At 42.7% G+C, this 20,558-nt stretch carries 21 protein-coding genes and 1 riboswitch; of the genes, 20 read left to right on the forward strand and 1 reads right to left on the reverse strand.

From position 1 onward, the window contains the following. Position 1: 1 nt before the first annotated feature. Positions 2 to 202 (reverse strand): hypothetical protein, encoded by a 201-nt coding sequence (locus ACFQZR_RS07840; RefSeq protein WP_379344552.1) that lies wholly within the window; start codon positions 200 to 202, stop codon positions 2 to 4. 122 nt (positions 203 to 324) lie between these two features. On the opposite strand from ACFQZR_RS07840, the gene ACFQZR_RS07845 reads away from it, so the two are divergent. From ACFQZR_RS07845 to ACFQZR_RS07940, 20 genes are all read left to right on the forward strand, one after another. Further along, a complete protein-coding gene (locus tag ACFQZR_RS07845) occupies positions 325 to 867 on the forward strand; it encodes a ComF family protein (protein WP_379344554.1) in 543 nt (180 codons plus the stop codon). A 117-nt stretch (positions 868 to 984) separates the two neighbouring features. Beyond that, positions 985 to 1,407, forward strand: coding sequence for a TIGR03826 family flagellar region protein (locus tag ACFQZR_RS07850; RefSeq protein ID WP_379344556.1), 423 nt, complete (start codon positions 985 to 987; stop codon positions 1,405 to 1,407). Positions 1,408 to 1,632: 225 nt separating this feature from the next. Next, complete coding sequence (flgM, locus tag ACFQZR_RS07855; RefSeq protein WP_379344558.1) at positions 1,633 to 1,902, forward strand: flagellar biosynthesis anti-sigma factor FlgM; 270 nt, start codon at positions 1,633 to 1,635, stop codon at positions 1,900 to 1,902. A 39-nt stretch (positions 1,903 to 1,941) separates the two neighbouring features. Then, positions 1,942 to 2,442 (forward strand): flagellar protein FlgN, encoded by a 501-nt coding sequence (locus tag ACFQZR_RS07860; protein ID WP_379344560.1) that lies wholly within the window; start codon positions 1,942 to 1,944, stop codon positions 2,440 to 2,442. Between the two features lie 30 nt (positions 2,443 to 2,472). Next, positions 2,473 to 4,026 carry a flagellar hook-associated protein FlgK gene (flgK, locus tag ACFQZR_RS07865; RefSeq protein ID WP_379344562.1) on the forward strand — a complete coding sequence of 518 codons (1,554 nt, stop codon included), beginning with the start codon at positions 2,473 to 2,475 and terminating at the stop codon, positions 4,024 to 4,026. Between the two features lie 33 nt (positions 4,027 to 4,059). Then, positions 4,060 to 4,947 carry a flagellar hook-associated protein FlgL gene (gene flgL / locus ACFQZR_RS07870; RefSeq protein ID WP_379344564.1) on the forward strand — a complete coding sequence of 296 codons (888 nt, stop codon included), beginning with the start codon at positions 4,060 to 4,062 and terminating at the stop codon, positions 4,945 to 4,947. A gap of 22 nt (positions 4,948 to 4,969) precedes the next feature. After that, on the forward strand, positions 4,970 to 5,545 hold the full coding sequence (locus tag ACFQZR_RS07875) for a DUF6470 family protein (protein WP_379344566.1): 576 nt from the start codon (positions 4,970 to 4,972) through the stop codon (positions 5,543 to 5,545). A 58-nt stretch (positions 5,546 to 5,603) separates the two neighbouring features. Beyond that, positions 5,604 to 6,029: a flagellar assembly protein FliW gene (gene fliW, locus ACFQZR_RS07880; protein WP_379344568.1), complete on the forward strand. Its 426-nt coding sequence runs from the start codon at positions 5,604 to 5,606 to the stop codon at positions 6,027 to 6,029. Further along, positions 6,030 to 6,257, forward strand: a complete 228-nt coding sequence (csrA, locus tag ACFQZR_RS07885; RefSeq protein ID WP_379344570.1) for a carbon storage regulator CsrA — start codon at positions 6,030 to 6,032, stop codon at positions 6,255 to 6,257. 130 nt (positions 6,258 to 6,387) lie between these two features. Then, the gene (locus tag ACFQZR_RS07890) at positions 6,388 to 7,197 is read left to right on the forward strand and encodes a flagellin N-terminal helical domain-containing protein (RefSeq protein WP_379344572.1); all 810 of its coding nucleotides are present in this window, start codon (positions 6,388 to 6,390) and stop codon (positions 7,195 to 7,197) included. Between the two features lie 174 nt (positions 7,198 to 7,371). Beyond that, entirely contained in the window at positions 7,372 to 8,928 is a 1,557-nt protein-coding gene (fliD, locus tag ACFQZR_RS07895; RefSeq protein WP_379344574.1) for a flagellar filament capping protein FliD, read from the forward strand. A gap of 18 nt (positions 8,929 to 8,946) precedes the next feature. Further along, positions 8,947 to 9,342 (forward strand): flagellar protein FlaG, encoded by a 396-nt coding sequence (locus ACFQZR_RS07900; RefSeq protein WP_379344576.1) that lies wholly within the window; start codon positions 8,947 to 8,949, stop codon positions 9,340 to 9,342. Positions 9,343 to 9,348: 6 nt separating this feature from the next. Continuing rightward, a complete protein-coding gene (fliS, locus tag ACFQZR_RS07905; protein ID WP_379344578.1) occupies positions 9,349 to 9,741 on the forward strand; it encodes a flagellar export chaperone FliS in 393 nt (130 codons plus the stop codon). Next, positions 9,738 to 10,097: a hypothetical protein gene (locus tag ACFQZR_RS07910; protein ID WP_379344580.1), complete on the forward strand. Its 360-nt coding sequence runs from the start codon at positions 9,738 to 9,740 to the stop codon at positions 10,095 to 10,097. The genes fliS and ACFQZR_RS07910 overlap by 4 nt, the downstream gene beginning before the upstream one ends. 137 nt (positions 10,098 to 10,234) lie before the next feature. Further along, entirely contained in the window at positions 10,235 to 11,278 is a 1,044-nt protein-coding gene (locus ACFQZR_RS07915) for a glycosyltransferase family 2 protein (protein WP_379344582.1), read from the forward strand. Positions 11,279 to 11,408: 130 nt separating this feature from the next. Next, positions 11,409 to 11,606, forward strand: a complete 198-nt coding sequence (locus ACFQZR_RS07920) for a cold shock domain-containing protein (protein WP_018754767.1) — start codon at positions 11,409 to 11,411, stop codon at positions 11,604 to 11,606. A gap of 311 nt (positions 11,607 to 11,917) precedes the next feature. Continuing rightward, complete coding sequence (gene hpf, locus ACFQZR_RS07925; protein ID WP_018754768.1) at positions 11,918 to 12,466, forward strand: ribosome hibernation-promoting factor, HPF/YfiA family; 549 nt, start codon at positions 11,918 to 11,920, stop codon at positions 12,464 to 12,466. Between the two features lie 289 nt (positions 12,467 to 12,755). Continuing rightward, positions 12,756 to 15,263, forward strand: coding sequence for a preprotein translocase subunit SecA (gene secA, locus ACFQZR_RS07930; protein ID WP_379344585.1), 2,508 nt, complete (start codon positions 12,756 to 12,758; stop codon positions 15,261 to 15,263). Positions 15,264 to 15,308: 45 nt separating this feature from the next. Then, a protein-coding gene (gene prfB / locus ACFQZR_RS07935; RefSeq protein WP_379344588.1) for a peptide chain release factor 2 occupies positions 15,309 to 16,416 on the forward strand; the annotation gives its coding sequence in 2 pieces (ribosomal slippage) (positions 15,309 to 15,380 and positions 15,382 to 16,416; 1,107 coding nt in all). Between the two features lie 213 nt (positions 16,417 to 16,629). Next, positions 16,630 to 16,713: riboswitch (cyclic di-GMP riboswitch) on the forward strand. A gap of 62 nt (positions 16,714 to 16,775) precedes the next feature. Then, positions 16,776 to 20,525, forward strand: coding sequence for an IPT/TIG domain-containing protein (locus ACFQZR_RS07940; RefSeq protein WP_379344590.1), 3,750 nt, complete (start codon positions 16,776 to 16,778; stop codon positions 20,523 to 20,525). Positions 20,526 to 20,558: the final 33 nt, after the last annotated feature.

A 20,558-nucleotide genomic window follows, 5' to 3' on the forward strand; every position in this document is an offset into this window, starting at 1 on the left:
TTCAAAAATTTATTCCGGTCTCTTCCAACCTTGCTTGCTCCGAAAATCCAAAATTGTCTATCCTGTAATCGCGCGATTCATCGTTCAAATAACCATAACGCAGTCCTAGGTATTCCTCATACAGACGCCATGGTACGAGCGCTGCGACGATCAACCAATCCGTTCCACGACCTGTGTGACGCATGCTTGCATTCCATGCCATGGATCCGCTCTATTCGATGCCCTGTCTGTGGCCGAGCAATCGGATGTCCGGATTGCAGCCGCCGTGGCAAGGATCATACCTATTTTCAGCAAAATCGTAGTGCTGTTGCTTATAGTCCTCAGATGCGGGATTGGTTAGCTGCTTATAAATACCGGGGCGATGAGAGGTACCTCCCTTTGCTTGGTTCGATGCTGTTAACGGCTTACTATCAACTGTGTAGCGAACAAACGAGAGATAACATGCCAGTCAAGTTTGACTGTATCATTTATGTCCCAGTCAGCCCATCTCGCTTGCAAGAACGCGGCTTTAATCAAGCTGAGCAATTCGCTAGAACCCTTCACGCGTATACCGGAATCCCTGTCATTGCATTGCTTCAGAGGAATCGTCATACCGTCAAACAAAGCATGAAATCCCGCGGAGACCGGATTGAAGATATGAAGGATGTATTTTCGCTACATCACGATTCTAGAGAACTACTCTTCTCACAAATCAATCTGAACCCTATCACAGCCCAAACCCATTTGGTTCCGATTCGAATCTTGCTCATTGATGATGTGTACACAACAGGAAGCACGGTAAATGCCTGTGCCAAGTCCCTATCGGAGCTATCGAACGATTTGAATACAAGCATACTAATTTCAAGTCTTACATGGGCGCGCTCTTAGGAATCTATAAAGGTTTGACGGGAGAATGACGATAATATTAGTAATAGAAAAACTGCCCATTACTTTGATAAAATAGACATATTATAGGTAGTATTGCAATGAAGGGAAGGTTCACCCATGAATGTAGAAAATTGCCCGCGCTGCGGTAGAATTTTTGCCAAAGGGATTCGTGATATTTGCCCGAACTGTTATCGGGATATTGAAGAAGAATACGAGATTTGCGTGAAATATTTGCGCGAGCATAAAGAAGCGACCATGCAGGTACTCTCGGAAGAGACAGGTGTGTCGATTAGGCAGATTACGAAGTTCCTTCGCGAGGGTCGGATCTCCATGAAAAATTCGCCGAATATGTCCTATCCCTGTGAGTCATGTAGTACGCCAATTCGTGAAGGCCATCTGTGTGATGCATGCCGGAGCCGACTTGCACGTGACTTTAATAACATGTCTGAAGATGAACGCAGAAGAGAACTACAGAAACAGCAGCATAATAAAGACGCGCATGCATATCGCGTAGTAGATCGATTTAGAGATCGCGATTAGACAAATAAGAAAAATAACACCAACGAAGAGCCGCGGAGAGATGTTGCCGCAGCTTTTTTAGTTCGTATCTATTTTCGGTTGTCTATGCCATTGAGCATAGATTTTGATGGAGTTTCGTATGAGCCCATTCGCGTTTTCAGCGATTTTTCTATAAAATAATGTAAACCAATGACCGATAAATAGTATAACAAGAGAACGGTTGGACGATGAAGGAGGGAAGCAATCATGAAAATTAATGAATCCCAAAGAATTAGCGCGATAAATCAATATCAGCGCAATACGGAAGCACGAGGCAACGTGAATAAGAAAGCACGCCAATTAGATGAGGTATCGATATCTCCTGAAGCGAAAGAAATGCTCGATGCGCAGTCCCGTGTATCGGACCCGGAGCATGCCAAGCGCATAGAACAGTTGAAGCAATCCGTTGCGACAGGTACTTACCATGTCGATGCGAATAAGATTGCGGAGAAGCTGTTACCGTATTTCCGCAAATAGTGAAGCAACAAGAATGAAGAAGGAATGTGGTGAACGAACTTGGCGATTCAGACATTGATCGATATCTTAGAAGAGATGAATGCGCAGCATACGCTGATGCTGGAGCTTGGAGAACGGAAGAAACAAGCGATTATCCAGGGTGATGTGGAAGAGCTGACGCGAATCGTCAATAAAGAAACGAAGTTCATTAAACAGATTGTTGAACTGGATGCAGATCGACAGCAGGCGGTATATGAATTTCTACAGGAAAAAGGGATTAAATCGAATCTCAATCTGAATGTAACGGAGCTGCTCCGGATGGTGTTCCACCCGGAAGAGAAGCGTAGACTGATGGATGTGCAGCAGAAGCTGACGAATACATTGAATGCGCTCAAACAGCTTAATTCATTGAACCAACAATTGATAGAACAATCATTGACGATCGTGAACTATACGCTTGATTTAGTAACGGGAGGCCCGGAAGACGAAGTTGTCTATCAACATCCGGGTCATCCGGGTTACTCTCCGAAGCGTAAAGGCATTTTCGACTCAAGGATTTAACGATATAGGAAGATACGAAGGAGGGAATTTATGGCTTCAACATTTCATGGGATCGAGACGAGTAAACGTGCTTTGTCTACACAAATGGCGCTGATGCAGACAATGGGGCATAACGTAGCCAATGCGAACACAGACGGATATTCCAGACAACGGGTGAATATTTCTGCTTCGCGCCCTATTGAGGCACTTGGATTTACGAAAAGTAATGCGGCGGGTCAATTAGGTACTGGAGTTCAATATGACAGTATTACGCGAGTTCGTGATAAATTTCTAGATGACCAATTCCGCAATGAAAGCAAAGACTTCGGTAGCTGGAGTGTACAGTCCGATACATTGAATAAACTTGAGGGAATTATTAATGAGCCTTCGGATACAGGAATTCGTACTGTACTGGATAATTTCTGGAAGGCTTGGTCAGATTTGAGTCAGAACCCTGAGAATGTTACAGGACGCAAGGTTGTTCGTGAGAGTGCAATGGCACTCGCAGATGCCTTTAATTATACAGATAAGAAGTTGAGCGATCTTAGCTCTGACCTTACAAGTAACATTGAAGCAAAATCGAATCAGATTAATTCATTGACAACAGCTATTGCGAACTTGAATGATGTAATTTATAGACAAGAAGGTTTGGGTGATGATGCGAATGATTGGCGTGATCAGCGCGATCTATTAACGGATCAATTATCTCAAATCGTCAACATTCAGGTCACGGATACGCCTCAAGGCTATACGATTAATATGGGAAGTACTAATTTGGTAACATTCGACACTGCTGCAGAGACAACAGCCGATTTTTTAACAAGCGCAGTTAGCTCAGGGGATGTTAACAGTGGAGAAGTATTTGGTATCGTTACGGCTCGTGATCGCTATGTGGCCGATTATCGGAAACAACTAGATTCATTAGCGAATACTATAGCGAACGGTGAAGTTCAGATCACCATACCTAAAGGGTCGGTCCTTCCTCAAGGTACTGTGTTGAATGGGGCAACTTATAGTGGTGCGCTGACTTCGGATATCACCGTCACGGTTCAAGGCTTGAATGGACTTCAGAAGCTGGGATATACATTGAATAGCCCACTACAAACGGGAGTAGATTTCTTCACTTCTAAAGACGGCTCACCAATCACGGCATCGAATTTCCAGTTAAATAAGATTATTGCAGACGATCCTGGTCGAATCGCGACTTCTATGCGTTCCGAGACAACAGCAGCTGGCGAGGTAGTTGTTAAAGGGAACAACGTACTTGCATTAATAACTTCACAACTGAAGGACTCTTCCTTTAAATTCGTATCAACAGGTGCGAATACAGTGGTTTCAAATGGAACTGTTGATGACTTCTTTCGTGCGGTTGTCGGTCAACTGGGGGTTCAGGCGAGTGAAGCAAGCCGTAATATGAATAACCAGAAATCTCTCGTTGATCATATTGCTTCGCAGAAAATGTCTGTCAGCGGAGTCTCGATTGATGAAGAAATGTCGAATATGATTATGTACCAGCATGCATATTCAGCAGCGGCAAGAGCGATGACCACATTTGATCAGGTACTGGATAAAGTCATTAATAACATGGGGATTGTTGGTAGATAGGGTGTGTCATGTTGACTAAGGGGGATGGATTATATGTCCATACGTGTTACGCAAGGAATGATGACGAACCAACTTATGCGTAATATTACGCATAATTATAACAATATGAATAAGTATCAAGAGAATTTATCTACGGGCCGTAAGATCAATAAACCTTCGGATGATCCCGTTGGGATTACATATGCGCTGCGTTATCGTAGTGAATTAACGATGAATGAGCAGTATCAGAAGAATATGGACTCAGCCAAATCTTTCGTTGAGCATACGGATACGATCATGGGCCAAATTAATGATGCATTGCAACGTGCAAGCGAGCTTACGGTTAAAGGGGTTACGGGTACGAATCCACAATCTGCGTTAGACGCGATAAGTACTGAGATGGGTGGACTATTTAATACCCTTTTAGTACTTGGCAATGACCAAATGAATGGGAAATACATTTTTAACGGGCAAAAGACGGATCAAGTGCCATATTCAACAGGTGGAGAGTCGACAGATAACCAAAAAGTGAACTTTCAATCTGCTGCAGGCGTTGTTATCCCTATTAATGTTACAGGTAATGAGGTATTCGGAGAAAGTACGGACCCAGATAATATGTTTACTGTGATTCAATCGCTTCAGACAGCGTTTAAGAATGGAGACCAAACTTCCGCGATGAGCTTCATGGATAAGCTACAAAGCAGAATGGACAAATTCCTTAATATGCGTTCTGAAGTTGGGGCGCGTTCGAACCGCATTGATCTGATGGATAGTCGCCTTAAGGATCTATCGTTGAATTTGACGGAGCTGAGCTCGAAGACGGAAGATGCGGATATGGCAGAGACGATTATTAAATTGCAGTCCCAAGAGAGTATTTATCAAGCCTCATTATCCAGTGGAGCCAAAATTATTCAACCGAGCCTGCTCGATTATCTACGCTAATATGGATGAGGGGGGGAGCACGGTGGAGCTTCAACGCTTATCGATTCGGCAAACTTTTGGTAAGATTGGGATAGAGACAGAGAATGCACAACAGACTTTGGAATCCCCGCGCGGGGAACTGTCGATTGAGACAAAGAAGGCCGTGGTGGAAGCGAATTATGAGCCTGGTACGCTGACGATCGATTCATCCGCAGCATGGAGTGCGTTAGGCAAAGGTTCGCATATGCAATGGATGAACATGATCTATAGTCAGATGGAACAAATTGCGCTTCAAGCGATTGCCAAGCAGGTTGAGGATGGACACCGAATGGGCATGATTACGAATAAGAAGAACGCTTTTGCGGATATTGCCAAGGGGGCGTTGCAAGAGAAGCTTGAGCCGATTCAATATGTGGGTGAGGCATCAAATATGAATGTTAAGCTGCATTATGAGTCGCATCCGTATCAACCTGAAGTACAGCCAGCCGAACTCCATATAAGCTACCTTCCGCAGAAAGTGCAATCGCAATACCAAGCAGGTAAAGTAAATATCAATCTCGAACAACCTTATACCATTAATATTCGTGTTTCCGATTATTCTTGGGACTGGGATTCATGATAACGAACGAGGCTATAGCGTTGCTATAGTCTTGTGTTCATTTTAAGGAGGATACAACATGCTGCAACAATTAGACGGAAAAGTCATACAACTGGACGGATCGCTGCTTGGGTTCGAGTCACTGAATCAATTCTCCATTCATACGATAGAAGGGAATCCGCTGTTTGCCCTTCTTCAATCCGATGAGGAAGAAAGGGTTGGACTCGTTGTCGCTTCACCGTTCCATTTCTTCAAGGAATTTGCTTTCGAGATTCCAGAGATGGAGAAGGAAGAACTGGGATTGGAACGGCCAGAAGATGCCCTTGTTCTTGGTATTATGACTCTTCGAGATCCGTTTAAGCGTTCCACGATGAACCTGATGGCCCCAATTGTCGTGAATATCGCAAATATGAAGGGCATGCAGCTTGTTCTCCCTCCCACATATGAGTACAATGCGAGAACGCCGATTTCTGAACAAATTGCGGCTAAAGGCGGTGGCCGGTAAATGCTAATTTTAACGCGAAAGAAAGGCCAGTCGATCATTATCAATGATGAGATTGAGATTATTATCTCAGCTGTCGAGGGGGATCAAGTGAAGGTTGGCATTAATGCCCCGAAGTCTATGAAGATCTATCGCAAAGAAGTCGTCGAAGCAATCGAACAGAGCAATAAAGAGGCCATCTCCTCCACTGTGACCATGGACCTATTGAAAAACTTGATAAAAAACGAATAATTTTTTTTGAATTTTCGACGAAATCCTCTAAACAAACCTAAATCACCATCCGATATATGTATCATGAGGCTTAAAGCACTCACAATCCACACGGAAGTGGAATATCACAATTTCAGGGAGGAAATATCCAATGATTATCAACCACAATCTTAACGCAATGAACGCACACCGCAACTTGCAAGGCAGCAACATCGCTCAAGGTAAATCCAGCGAGAAATTGTCTTCCGGTTACAAAGTAAACCGTGCAGCTGACGATGCAGCAGGTCTTTCGATTTCCGAGAAAATGCGTACACAAATCCGCTCTTTGAACCAAGCTCAAACAAACGTTCAAGACGGTATCTCTTTGGTACAAACAGCTGAGGGTGCAATGAGCGAAGTATCCGATATGCTTTCCCGTATGAAAGAGCTTGCTGTTAAAGCGAAGAACGGAACTTTCAATACTGATGACAGAACTGCTATCGATGCTGAATATCAAGCTCTTGCAAAGGGTATTGACAACATTGCCAAAAATACTACGTTCAATGACAATAACCTATTGAACGGTGGTACTGTGGCAACAGTAAGTATCCAAATGGGAGATAAAGTAGGTCAGACAATTGATATTGATTTGTCCAAAGCAGATATTACAAGTCTTATCACTGGTAACCTTAAAGATGGTGCTGCAGCAGATACTGAGATGACTGCACTTGATACTGCTATTACAAAAATTAACACTGTTCGTTCAGATTTTGGTGCGATTCAGAACCAATTGGAGCACACATTCAACAACTTAGGTGCAACAACTGAGAACTTGCAAGCTGCTGAATCCCGTATCCGTGATACAGATATGGCGAAAGAAATGATGAACTACACGAAATTAAACATCTTGCAACAAGCTTCGACTTCGATGCTTGCACAAGCAAACCAAGCACCACAAGGCGTTCTTCAATTGCTTCGTTAATTCTGATTCAACATCTAGAAGCCCATTACTTTGTAATGGGCTTCTATTAATAATATGAGGATTGTTATAGTTTTTGCTTATTAATTATAAGCAATTATGCGTGTGGATCTTTATTTCCTTGCACTTAATTTCGATATAAATAATAAGAACATATAAGATACGGAGGAACCATTCATGCCAATGCGCATTACAGGTATGGGATCCGGGCTCGATATTGATAAACTCGTTACAGACTTGATGAAAGCCGAACGGATTCCTCTTGATAAGACAAAACAGAAGAAGACCCTTGTTGGATGGCAAAGTGATTTATACCGTGAAGTAAATACCAAGCTAGCAGGATTACGTAAAGCAGCGGATAAAATCAGGCTTCAGGGGGATTGGAGCGACTATAAGGCAGCATCTACTAATGAGAATGTAGTTAGCGCAACGGTTGGTCCGGGCGTTCCTTCCGGCAATCATAAGGTAGAGGTTACAAGCCTTGCAACAGGAGCCTCAATTACAGGTGGAAAATTAACAAACTTCGATCCCTCGGCCAAATTCGGAGATAAAGGATCTATCACACTTACAACAGGCGGTAAGGATTATACCATTGATATCACTGCTGACGACACTTATAACACCATTATGAATAATGTCAACAGTTCACCTGCTAGTGTTCGTATGAGTTTTGATGAGATTACAAAGAAAGTTTCTATTGTAACGAAAGAGACAGGGGATGGCGTAAAATTATCAGTTTCTGATAATACCGGAGGCACTGTACCGGGAACAGGGATATTGGATAAATTAAATTTGACTAATCCTGTGGGTGAAAAGGATCCCTTGTTCGATCCTTCAAATAATACGCAAGCGAAATTAGTTTCTGGCAAAAGTGCTATTGTAAAAATTGATGGAGTAGTCATTGATCCACCGCCCAAAAGCAACACCTTCACAGCCAATGGAATTACGTACAAATTCCAAGATGTAACAACTGAACCGGTAACAATCCGAGTTGGCGGCGATAATGATGGTATGGTGAAGCAAATCACTGAGTTCGTGGATGCTTATAATTCTACAGTAGAATTGCTGAATCAACGCACTAAAGAGAAAAAGTTCCGTGGCTTCGATCCGTTAACAGACGACCAGAAGGCAGATATGAAAGAAGCGGATATTAAGAACTGGGAAGAAAAAGCAAAGAGTGGTTTATTAGGCAATGATATCATTCTTAAGAAGACATTGAATGATTTACGCTCTATATCAAACAAAGTATTGACTTCTCTACCTGACGGAATGAATACACTGTTCAAGATAGGGATTTCAACGATGCCTTATAATGCAGCTACACCTAATGATGCAGGTAAATTAAGTATTGACGAGGCTAAACTACGTAAAGCGATTGCAGAAGATGCAGGTGCCGTTGTAAGGTTATTTACGAATGCAGGTGAGAAGGATCCGCTTGACGATAAAAAAGATCCTGATTTGAGTCCTCAAAGCGGTATTGCAAGAAATATGTATAAATCTATCGATTCAAGCATTCAAGAATTAATCGCTAAGGCCGGCGGCGTCGGAACGCCAGTAGAGAGCAATTCGAATATACTAGGGAAGAAATTAACTGATATTAACAAACAAATTGCGACATTTAATGATAAGCTTGCAAGGAAAGAGGACTATTATTACAAGATGTTCGCGGCGATGGACTCCGCTGTTGCGAAGAATAATTCACAGTTGAACTGGCTGATGCAAAATGGTAGATAATAGAGAGGATCGTGATTCTTGTTGGCTAAGATGATAAATCCCACGGTGTCCAGCATTCGAGCTCAGTCATCATTAGAAATAAGGAATAGTTTAAAGAATAGTTTAACTGTAAGCGATAATAAAGATAGCAATGATAGAGTACTAACATCAACAGAATTACTTCACAAGAGAACGAATGATCTTTCCATATCGGATGCGGCTTTTCAGAAAGCACTTGAAAAAGTTAACAAAGCTTTAAATGGAGTTGCAACTAGGCTAGAGTTTAATGTTCATAAATCGACAGGTGATGTTATGGTTAAAGTCATTAATGCGGAGACGAACGAGGTTGTACGTGAGGTTCCTCCTGAAAAAATAGTCGATTTAGTTGCTAAGTTAGAAGAGCTATCCGGGTTAATTATAGACGAAAAGAGGTAATCCCCCTTGATCAATCATCAAGCACAAGACACTTATTTGAGAATGCAAGTGCAGACAGCCGCACCATGGGAGTTAACTACCCTTTTGTTCAACGGATGCATTAAATTTATGAAGCAAGCGAAGGATGCTATGCTGCGTCAAGATTATGAGTCTAAGAATACATATATTAAGAAATCTGTGGATATTCTAGATGAATTGACGATAACTCTAGATCGAGGTTATGACCTATCTAGTCAGTTAGAATCTCTGTATACCTATATGAAGGATAGATTGTTTCAGTCTAATATGAGAAGCAACTCAGTATATATTGATGAGTGCATAGCGCTCATGACGGAGTTAAGAGATACCTGGATACAAGCGATGAAGCAGTTACATGCTCAATCCAAGGTGAATGCATGAATCTGAAAGCAGCTATCGAAGATTTGCATCGGATGAGAGATATTTCTGTTCAACTGCACGAGCTTAACTTCAAAGCAGAAGAGCATCTCGAGCAGTTAGCAGTGTTGCAGCAGGAACAAGCACTGTTAAGGGATCGGTTAACACCCTGGATTTCTCAATTAGGTCAAGATGCTGATACAAGGGAAATAATTCAAGAGTGTATTGTGTTGGAACAATCCCTGCATGATAAGCTCACAGAGTGCCAAGATTGGGTCAAGGAGCAGATATATAAACTTCGGATAGGTACAATGTCGAAGAATGCTTATTCAGATGTGTACTATCAGACAGAAGGATACTTTGTAGATCGTAAGAAATAAGAGAAGTTGGTATGATCTTGGATCATACCAACTTCTCTTATCCAATTATGGATATACTGTAATAAAGTAAAAAGTAGGCTTTAAAATTAATTACACAGAGGGAAATAAACGCTATGAATAATTCTTTAGCCTTAGTCATGATCGTCAAGAATGAAGGATCGACATTGAGTAGATGCCTTGATAATGTGCAGGGTCTAGTGGAGGAAATAATAATTGTGGATACGGGATCTCAAGATCACACGAAAGAGATTGCTCGATCCTACAATGCTAAGGTTTATGATTTTGAATGGAATGGTAGTTTTGCGGATGCTAGGAATTTTGCTTTGGAACATTCGACGAGTAACTGGAATCTAGTACTTGACGCAGATGAGTATATTTCGAATGATTGCAGAGAAACAATAAGGAGCTTCTTAGATCAATACCACGCACTTGGGCGGATCAAAATTGTCAGTAAATTTGCCGATCAGGAAGGGATTGGATATGCGTATTCGTTTGCTACAAGACTGTTTCCTTCGGGCATATTCTATAGAGGAAGAATACATGAGCAGGTCCAATCTGATTTACCGCGAATTAATCTCGATGTTGAGGTGCAGCATGACGGCTACTATCAGAAGAACAAATCGGATCGCAATATTCCAATCTTGATGCAGGAAATTAATGACTATCCGGAAGATCCATATTTTTATTATCAGATTGCTAAAGAGTATCGAGGGTTATCTCAGCATCAATTGGCTTATGAAAATTTTAAAAGAGCCTACGAGTTGCTAACAAGAAAAGAGGCGTTTGCACCGAATGCTATAGTAGCATTTCTGTATGCGATCGTTGCTACGGAACATTGGGAAGAGGGACTCTTGGTCATAGAGAACGAGCAATTTTATTTACAAGACTACGTAGATTTTCATTTTGTATGCGGAGTGTTCTTCTTGGATCTTATGATAACCAATCCAGAGAAGTATCTTGATTATTTTCCGCGAATAGAGCAGTCCTATTTAAGTTGTCTAGAAATTGGGGAGAGCGTGAAGTATGACAGTGTCATTGGAACTGGAAGCTATAAAGCGTTGTATAATTTAGGAGTCTTTAATGAAGTTACAGGTAATATGAATAAAGCTGTAAATTACTATATGCAATCAGCATCCTACCAATATCAACCAGCAATCCGCAGATTAGCCACATTCAACTAGCAAAAAATGAAGCGAATGTAAACCCTTACATTATTCTCCCTAAAATCATTGACACCGCTTCCATACGGTGGTATAGTCGGACTTGTGGACATACTCCACTTTCATTTGAAGACGAAGGGAATGTATTTGAATGCAAGGTAAAGTGAAATGGTTTAACGCAGAAAAAGGTTATGGTTTTATCGAAACTGCTGACGGTGGGGACGTATTCGTACATTTCTCCGCGATCCAATCTGAAGGCTTCAAAACTTTAGAAGAAGGTCAATCCGTTGAGTTCGACATCGTTGAAGGTGCTCGCGGACCACAAGCAGCTAACGTAATTAAATTATAATCATACCGGCATTGATGCCGAGCTACATAAGGTTCGATGGTTAAATCGATAGTTTAGCTAGAGAAAGCCCTAGACATGTTCTAGGGTTTTTTTGTTGCTTGTGAAATTGTTGCTTATGAACTTCTGAGCATGCTTTTATTTGCATCTGGAGTTGCTTCTAGAACTTCTTTTGCAACACTTCTGTAATAGTTCTGAACAGTCTTTGACACGCACCCATCAAAGGATACAACTACGTCATTTACATTGTAAAGGAATTTTGAAGTATGCCCAGAGCTGTGTTATAATAGAGCTAAGCAAAGGAGGAGTGCCCTATGAAATACAGCATTCGAGGCCAACATATCCAAGTGACAGATGCTTTAAGAGAGTATGTAGAGAAAAAGCTAAGTAGATTGGAAAAGTATTTTGAAGTGCCGCCTACCTCTGAGGTTCATGTTACATTGAGCGTAATCAAGGACAAACATAGCATTGAGGTTTCGATTCCTCTGCCAGGCTTGATGCTCCGCGCCGAAGATAAGACAGATGACATGTATGCTTCGATTGACGCTGTGATTGATAAGTTAGAGCGTCAAATTCGTAAACACAAAACCAAATTGAACCGCAGATTCCGTCAAGAGGGCAGCTTGAAATCCTTAATCGTTGACGGAGGCTCCACAGCAGTTGCACTAGAGGATGAAGAGGATACTCTCGAGCTGGTGCGTACGAAACGTTTCACACTCAAACCAATGGATGTGGAAGAAGCGATCTTGCAAATGAACATGGTTGGACATAACTTCTTTGTCTTCTCCAATATGGACACGAATCAGGTGAATGTTGTGTACCGTCGTAATGATGGTAAATACGGCTTGATCGAACAAGATTGATATTAGCATCAACAAACATTGAAATGAATATACATTGAAGTGAATTACAAAGCTTGACTCCTCTCCGGGGAGTCAGGCTTTTTCTAGCTTTAGGAAGCCCATAGGAATTACAATTTTAAGATATACACAGAATGGAAATATTTTTGATGGAAACTTTTCGAAACAATCCGGCCTGTTAGCGCGTAAGTATATACGTAATGTCCATACTCGATTGTTGCGACAATACCCACAAACTGTTACAATTTAATGCAAACCATCTGTTTGTACGAAATACGAAAGGGGTCTACCCATGCTAGGACTTGTTAAAAAGATATTTGGCGACCAGAACGAGCGCGAAGTGAAACGCCTCATGAAGACGGTTGACCAAATCAACGAAATGGAACCGACGTATAAGGCGCTTTCGGACGAAGAGTTGAAAGCGAAAACGGAGGAATTTAAAGCGCGTCTTGAAAAAGGCGAAACGCTAGATGACATATTGCCAGAAGCTTTTTGCGTGGTGCGTGAAGCTTCGATTCGGACGCTCGGTATGCGTCACTTTGATGTACAGTTGCTCGGCGGTATGGTCCTTCACGAAGGTAAGATCGCAGAGATGAAGACAGGGGAAGGGAAGACGCTTGTAGGTACTTTGCCAGTCTACCTGAATGCATTGCTGGGTAAAGGCGTACACGTCATCACCGTCAATGATTACCTCGCACAGCGGGATAGTGCATTGATGGCTCAAATTTATGAATTCCTAGGCTTGACGGTTGGGGTTAACCTGAACGGGTTGAGTCATGAAGATAAGCAGGCTGCGTATGCTTGCGATATTACGTACGGAACGAACAATGAGTTCGGATTTGACTACTTGCGGGATAACATGGTGCTCTATAGCGAGCAAATGGTTCAACGCCCACTATACTTCTGTATTATTGACGAAGTGGACTCCATCCTCGTCGATGAGGCGAGAACACCGCTCATTATCTCAGGACAAGCCGCGAAATCGACGGAGCTGTATTTTGCTGCGGATCGATTTGTTCGTCGTTTAACGGCCGAAGAGGATTACACGGTTGATATTAAAGTGAAATCCGTTGCGTTGACGGATGCCGGTGTTGCGAAGGCAGAGAAAGCATTTGGCGTTGAAAACTTGTTCGATCAAAGCCATGTGACTTTGAATCATCACGTGTTACAAGCGTTAAAAGCGAACGTGATCATGCGTCGTGACGTTGACTACGTCGTTCAAGATGGTGAAGTCTTGATCGTCGATGAGTTCACAGGTCGGATCATGCAAGGTCGTCGTTATAGCGATGGTCTTCACCAAGCGATTGAAGCGAAGGAAGATCTCGATGTTCAGAACGAGAGCATGACGCTTGCGACGATTACATTCCAGAACTACTTCCGGATGTATCGCAAATTGGCTGGGATGACAGGTACAGCGAAGACGGAGGAAGAAGAATTCAAGAAGATCTATGGTCTTGAAGTCATTCAGATCCCGACGAACCGTCCGAATATTCGTAAGGATATGCCGGATGTCGTCTATAAGACAGAAATGGGTAAATTTAAAGCGGTTGTCGATGAAATCGTAGAACGTCATAAGAATAAGCAACCGGTGCTCGTCGGTACCATTTCGATCGAGAACTCTGAGCTTCTCTCGGAAATGCTGAAGCGCAAAGGTGTACAGCATAAAGTCTTGAATGCGAAATACCACGCGGAAGAGGCGGAGATCATCTCGGATGCAGGGATTGCGAACTCCGTTACGATCGCGACGAACATGGCTGGACGTGGTACGGATATTTTATTAGGTGAAGGTGTCTCCGATTTTGGAGGTCTGCATATTATTGGTACAGAGCGCCATGAGAGCCGTCGGATTGATAACCAACTCCGGGGTCGTGCGGGACGTCAAGGGGACCCAGGTTCCTCGCAATTCTACTTGTCGATGGAAGATGAGCTCATGAGACGTTTCGGTGCAGAGAACATCTCTGGTATGATGGATCGTCTGGGCTTCGATGAGGAATCACCGATTGAGAGCCGTCTTATTACACGTGCGGTTGAGTCCGCTCAGAAACGTGTTGAAGGCAGCAACTTCGACGTTCGTAAAATTGTCCTTCAGTATGATGATGTGATGAACCAGCAGCGTGAGATTATTTACAAGCAGCGCCGCGAGATTCTTTTCTCCGATAATATTCGTGAAATTGTCCTTGATATGATCAAGCCGACCATCGAACGTATTGTCGAAGCGCACTGTTCGGAAGATATCCCAGAGAACTGGGAACTGGATGAAGTAGTAGAATGGGCGAACAACACACTCCTCGAAGCCGACCAAATTTCGAAAGACGACATTTGGGGCAAGGAAAAAGAAGAGATCGTGGAATTCATCATGGGTCTTGTTATAGAGCGCTATACAGCACGTGAGGAAATCATGGGCGAAGAAATGATGCGTGAGTTCGAGAAGGTTATCGTGCTTCGCGCCGTGGATAGCAAATGGATGGATCACATTGATGCGATGGATCATCTGCGTCAAGGGATTCACTTGCGTGCATATGGCGGTACGGATCCGCTTCGTGAGTACCAATTTGAAGGCTTCGAAATGTTCCATGAGATGATTAGTCAAATCCAGCAGGATGTGGCGACGTATATCATGAAAGCACAAGTAGAACGTAACCAGGAGCGTCAAGCGGTTGTCGAAGAGAGTAAAATCTCCACGAACAACAGCAGCGAGCCTGCGACGAAGCAACCAGTGCATAACGAGCCACAAATCGGACGCAACGATCCATGCCCATGCGGCAGCGGTAAGAAATATAAGCAGTGCCACGGGAAGTAATCTTCCCGTCTAACGACGAATGTGAAGCCAGATGAGGTGGATGGAATGATCGAACCAAGCGTGAAACAGGATTTACGTGAAATTGCAAAGAGATTATCTGACCTTAGGGGGTCTCTTTGACTTAGATATGAAGCAAGAGATGATTGAGAATTTCGAGGTCAAAATGGCTGCGCCCGACTTCTGGGACGACAATGAGCGTGCCCAAGGCATTATTGCTGAGCTAAACGTGGTCAAATCGGCCGTCGATCAATATCAATCATTGAATCAAGAGTATGAAGATACGACGATGATGCTCGAGCTTGCGGCAGAAGAGCAGGATGAAGATTTGGCAAAAGAGCTATATGTTAATGTGGCGGGCCTGATGAGCAAGCTGGAGACATTCGAGCTTCAGCTGCTGCTCAACCAGCCATACGACAAGTTCAACGCGATTCTTGAGCTGCATCCTGGAGCGGGTGGTACAGAGTCCCAAGATTGGGGCCAAATGCTGCTGCGGATGTACACCCGTTGGGCGGAGAAACGGAACTTCAAAGTGGAAGTGCTCGACTATCTCCCAGGGGATGAAGCGGGGATCAAGAGTGTAACCCTTCTGATCAAAGGCTTCAATGCTTACGGTTATCTCAAGGCGGAGAAAGGTGTACATCGTCTGGTACGGATTTCGCCGTTCGATGCATCTGGTCGTCGTCATACTTCGTTCGTATCATGCGATGTTGTACCAGAGATTTCGGAAGATGTGGAAGTCGACATTCGGACGGAAGATTTGAAGATCGATACGTACCGTGCGAGTGGTGCGGGCGGTCAGCACATCAATACGACGGATTCCGCTGTTCGGATTACGCATATCCCGACGGGCGTCGTCGTAACGTGTCAGACGGAACGTTCACAGATCAAGAACCGTGAGCGGGCAATGACTGTACTTCGTTCCAAGTTATATGAGCGTAAGATCGAGGAGCAACGGAAGCAACTTGATGAAATTCGTGGAGAACAGTCGGATATCGCTTGGGGAAGTCAGATTCGTTCCTATGTATTCCATCCCTATAGTATGGTTAAAGATCATCGGACATCTGTCGAGACAGGTAATGTCGGCGCAGTAATGGACGGCGATCTGGATGCCTTTATTGATGGGTACTTGCGCAATCAGATTCGGCACGAATAGATATTAGAAATTCCCACATCATTAATGATGTGGGAATTTTTTTTGTTCTAAAGCATGAAAGTATCTTATTTTTTCTAAATTTCTTGATATTAATAGTTATTTTTTACTATTTTCCATAAAGAATCTTGATTAAAAACCGATAATAATAAGAGAAATGTATTTTTATCCAATTAAAAAGAACTATTATGAATGGGACTCGAGAACGAAGACAATCGAAAATGTTAGCAAAACTGTAGTGATGCAGTGACGCAAAGCCATGGGTCTTTCAAGAAATTGAAAGATTGCCAGGTTCCAACTTGATAGAAACAATGGCATTTGCTGTTGTTTTTTATATTGCAAAAAATAAAAGGAGGATAAGTATGCAATCTTTTTTTAAGAAGGTAAATATGATGATGGTACTTCTTCTTGTGTTGATGATGGTACCATATCAAACCACTTCGTATGCGGCTGCTAATGATTATGTAACCGTATCGAAAACTGTAAATCCAACGGTAATTACAACAGAACAGGAGGCGGAAGTAAAGCTAAACATCCAGGGGACTCCTCCGGTGAATGTTGTCATGCCGAATGACGTAATTTTGATCATTGATAAATCAGGTAGTATGAAGCCGGATTACCAACCCAACCATGGTGAAGATAAGATGTTGGCTGCTAAGAATGCGGCTAAAGGTTTTGTCGATTTAATGGATATGACTAAACATCGCGTTGGGGTTGTTGATTTTAGTTCTGCAAACTTAACAAAATCTCTCCCTTTGACGACTGATAAAGAAGCTGCTAAGAGCTATATTGGATCCATTGAAGCAAATGGAGCAACAGCAACAGGAAATGCGATTGATTTAGCGATTAAGGAGCTTGAGAACCATCGCCCGGAAGCTCAACCGGTTATCGTCATTATGACGGATGGTGATGCAACCGAGCCAAAAGGTACGGCATACGAGTATGCAAAGGAAAAAGCGCAGGCTGCAAAGGATGCAGGGATTGTGTTCTATACAATTGCGTTACTTCAAAAAGATGAGGATCCTGCAACGAGCGGGCCAAATAAATTGTTGAAGGAAATGGCAACGACATCTGCTCACCATCATTTTGTGTTAGGTTCAGTAGGATTAAGCGAAATTTATGCAGCAATTGTTAAGGAAATAGGTATGGCAAGTGCATACAATGTTCAAGTAACTGACATTGTATCACCTGAATTCGATATTGTTCCCGGTTCGTATGATTCAAATATACCGAAGCCAATAGTCAATGGTAATGTATTGACATGGAACTTTCAGGAATTAAAGAATAGTGAGTTAACGTTTACCTACAAGATAAAGCCGAAAGACCCGAACAAGAAAGGTACTTTCCAGGCTTCGACAACTGCCTCTACCATTACGTATAAAGACTATGCTGGGGCAGCGCGTCAAAAGGCGATTCCTTCGGTTGCAATACAAGTGAATTTGTCAGCACCGATTATCACTTCAATTGAGCAGAACTTCGGCAAACCAGAAGGTGGAGAGACTGTATCGATTAAGGGGGACAATTTCAGACCAGGTGCTACAGTGACTTTTGGAACGACTAGCGCAACGAATATCAACGTAGTGAGTAAGAATGAAATTACGGCAACAGTTCCAGCTGGGGCACAGTCTACGGTTACGGTTACGGTGAAGAATATAGATGGGCAAAAGGCTACAATACCGTACACTTACAAAGCAGACCCAGTGGTTACCTCGTTTGATCCAAACAATGGACCGTTAGAAGGCGGTACAGTTGCGAAGATTAACGGCAAATATTTCACACCGGGTATTGTAGTTAAGTTTGGCGATCAGATTGCTCCAATGTACGTGTATACAGATTCAACGTACTTCAGAGTAAAATCTCCGAAAGCGACAAAATCGGGTTCTGTAGATGTCACATTAACCAATTCCGATGGTACGTCATTTACAATCCCGAATGGTTTTACTTATAATGAGCCAGTAGTTGAGAAATTGACGGTTACCATGATTTCCCCAAATATTGGTGAATTGGCTGGCGGCGATTACATCTTTTTAGATGGTAGCAAGTTTGCTTCCGGAGTAAAAGTATATATAGGATCTGTGGAAGCACAAATTACAACTTATTATTCTACTGCGCGTGTTAAAGTAAAAACTCCTGCAGGTCAATCGGCAGGTGCTGTAGATGTAAAAGTCGTGAATCCAGATGGAGAGAGTGTGACAATCCCGAATGGTTTTACCTATAATCCAGCACCAGTAAAACCTGCTCCAGAGTTAACGAGCATTGCACCTGATAATGGCTTGATTAGTGGCGGCACAAGCGTGACGATCCAGGGCCTTAATTTTGTTAAGGGCTTAAAGGTATATTTTGGATCAACAGAAGCTGTGGTTAGTTCATTCGAATCAAGTTCGAAAATCGTTGTGACCTCACCTGTGGCGGTTACCGAGGGCTCTGTTGATGTGAAGATTGTGAATCCGGATGCTCAAGAAGCTGTGAAAACAAATGGTTTTACCTATCTGCCGATCCCGCCGAAGGTACCGTTAATTAGTGGATTATCTCCCGATAACGGGCCATTAACAGGAGGTACGCCCATTTATATTGACGGACAAGATTTTACTCAAGGTTTAAAGGTTTATTTCGGCGGAAAAGAAGCTGTGGTTAATACTTTTTACACTAGTGCTCGAGTGAAAGTAACAGCACCAGCCGGAACGCAAGCTGGATTAGTTGATGTTAAGGTTGTAAACCCGGATGGGCAGGAGAGCACTAAATTAAATGGATATACGTATAATGCACCACCAGTTCAAAAGGCTCCGACGATTACAGTACTTTCACCAAACAATGGTCTGATTACTGGAGGAACGATCGTTTATATCGATGGTGCAGATTTTGTTCAAGGATTGAAAGTATATTTCGGGGATAAAGAAGCTGTAGTCAATACTTTTAACTCCAGTGCTCGATTGAAAGTAACGGCCCCAGCTGGGACGGCAGTCGGAGCGGTTAATGTCAAGGTTGTAAACCCGGACGGCCAGGAAGGCGTTAGCATAAATGCTTATACCTATAACCCACCGCCTGTTGCGAAGGCTCCAACGATTACAACGCTTACACCGAACAGCGGTCCGATTGACGGAGGAACGGTTGTTTACATCGATGGAGCAAACTTTGTTCAGGGATTGAAAGTATACTTTGGGGATAAAGAAGCTGTTGTGAACACGTTCTACTCAAGTGATAGAATTAAGGTTACAGTACCATCAGTTACAAATGAAGGTGCAGTAGATGTGAAAATTACTAATCCAGACAATCAATCAACTACAGCAGTCGCTGGATATACTTATATCAAGCCTGCACCATTGCCAGTTACAATTACTGATATCTCTCCTAATAAGGGTACCGTAGCCGGTGGAGAGCTTGTAATTATTAGCGGAACGAATATTCAATCAAAAGCGATCATTCAATTTGGCAATAAGCCAGCGGTAATCGATACTTATTATAGTACGAGTAAAGTGCGTGTAAAGGCGCCAGGTTCAGACGGGTACCTTGGGAATGTTGACGTAACGATTATCAATCCTGATGGGGGGACAATTACCAAGGCTCAAGGGTATACGTATGAAGCGGCAATGCCAGAAATTACGTTGGTAACACCCAATCACGGTCCTATGGCCGGAGGTACGAACGTTTATGTTGACGGTAAAAATTTCGATCCAGATATGAAATTAACTGTAAATGGCGTACCTGTTCCAGTTTCTACTTATTACAATAACACTAGGTTTAAATTTATTAGTCCAAGTAGCGTAACAAGCGGCCCGGTAAATATCGTTGTTACGAATCCTTCGACAGGTGCTGCTGGTGTAGGGACATTTACTTATGACACTCCACCAAAGTTACCAGCACCAGTTATAACCCAGATCTCTCCTACAAGTGGGCCTATTACGGGTGGGACGAGTGTTTTCATTGACGGTAGCGGTTTTGATACAGGATGCAAAATTTATATTAATGGAGTAGAAGCACAATTACTCACTTACTTCAATTCCACTAGATTAAAAGTTAAATCCCCTGCAGCTGGAAGTGCAGGTATAGTTGATATCAAGATTATTAATCCTGACGGACAGGAAAGTAATACAAAGCCGTTCGAATATAAATAATAATAATAATAATAATCCGAAAAAGTGACGAGT

The organism is Paenibacillus sp. GCM10027629, from assembly GCF_042676425.1.
In the GTDB taxonomy this organism is placed as follows: Bacteria; Bacillota; Bacilli; order Paenibacillales; family Paenibacillaceae; genus Paenibacillus_K; species Paenibacillus_K terrigena.

Excerpts from the sequence above, each read along its gene's own strand:
- secA (WP_379344585.1), top strand. The coding sequence starts at position 12,756 with ATGCTAGGACTTGTTAAAAAGATATTTGGCGACCAGAACGAGCGCGAA.
- ACFQZR_RS07910 (WP_379344580.1), top strand. The coding sequence starts at position 9,738 with ATGAATCTGAAAGCAGCTATCGAAGATTTGCATCGGATGAGAGATATT.
- ACFQZR_RS07845 (WP_379344554.1), top strand. The coding sequence starts at position 325 with ATGCGGGATTGGTTAGCTGCTTATAAATACCGGGGCGATGAGAGGTAC.
- flgM (WP_379344558.1), top strand. The coding sequence starts at position 1,633 with ATGAAAATTAATGAATCCCAAAGAATTAGCGCGATAAATCAATATCAG.
- ACFQZR_RS07915 (WP_379344582.1), top strand. The coding sequence starts at position 10,235 with ATGATCGTCAAGAATGAAGGATCGACATTGAGTAGATGCCTTGATAAT.
- flgK (WP_379344562.1), top strand. The coding sequence starts at position 2,473 with ATGGCTTCAACATTTCATGGGATCGAGACGAGTAAACGTGCTTTGTCT.
- ACFQZR_RS07940 (WP_379344590.1), top strand. The coding sequence starts at position 16,776 with ATGCAATCTTTTTTTAAGAAGGTAAATATGATGATGGTACTTCTTCTT.
- ACFQZR_RS07890 (WP_379344572.1), top strand. The coding sequence starts at position 6,388 with ATGATTATCAACCACAATCTTAACGCAATGAACGCACACCGCAACTTG.
- ACFQZR_RS07920 (WP_018754767.1), top strand. The coding sequence starts at position 11,409 with ATGCAAGGTAAAGTGAAATGGTTTAACGCAGAAAAAGGTTATGGTTTT.
- ACFQZR_RS07840 (WP_379344552.1), bottom strand. The coding sequence starts at position 202 with ATGGCATGGAATGCAAGCATGCGTCACACAGGTCGTGGAACGGATTGG.
- hpf (WP_018754768.1), top strand. The coding sequence starts at position 11,918 with ATGAAATACAGCATTCGAGGCCAACATATCCAAGTGACAGATGCTTTA.
- fliW (WP_379344568.1), top strand. The coding sequence starts at position 5,604 with ATGCTGCAACAATTAGACGGAAAAGTCATACAACTGGACGGATCGCTG.
- csrA (WP_379344570.1), top strand. The coding sequence starts at position 6,030 with ATGCTAATTTTAACGCGAAAGAAAGGCCAGTCGATCATTATCAATGAT.
- ACFQZR_RS07850 (WP_379344556.1), top strand. The coding sequence starts at position 985 with ATGAATGTAGAAAATTGCCCGCGCTGCGGTAGAATTTTTGCCAAAGGG.
- flgL (WP_379344564.1), top strand. The coding sequence starts at position 4,060 with ATGTCCATACGTGTTACGCAAGGAATGATGACGAACCAACTTATGCGT.
- fliD (WP_379344574.1), top strand. The coding sequence starts at position 7,372 with ATGCCAATGCGCATTACAGGTATGGGATCCGGGCTCGATATTGATAAA.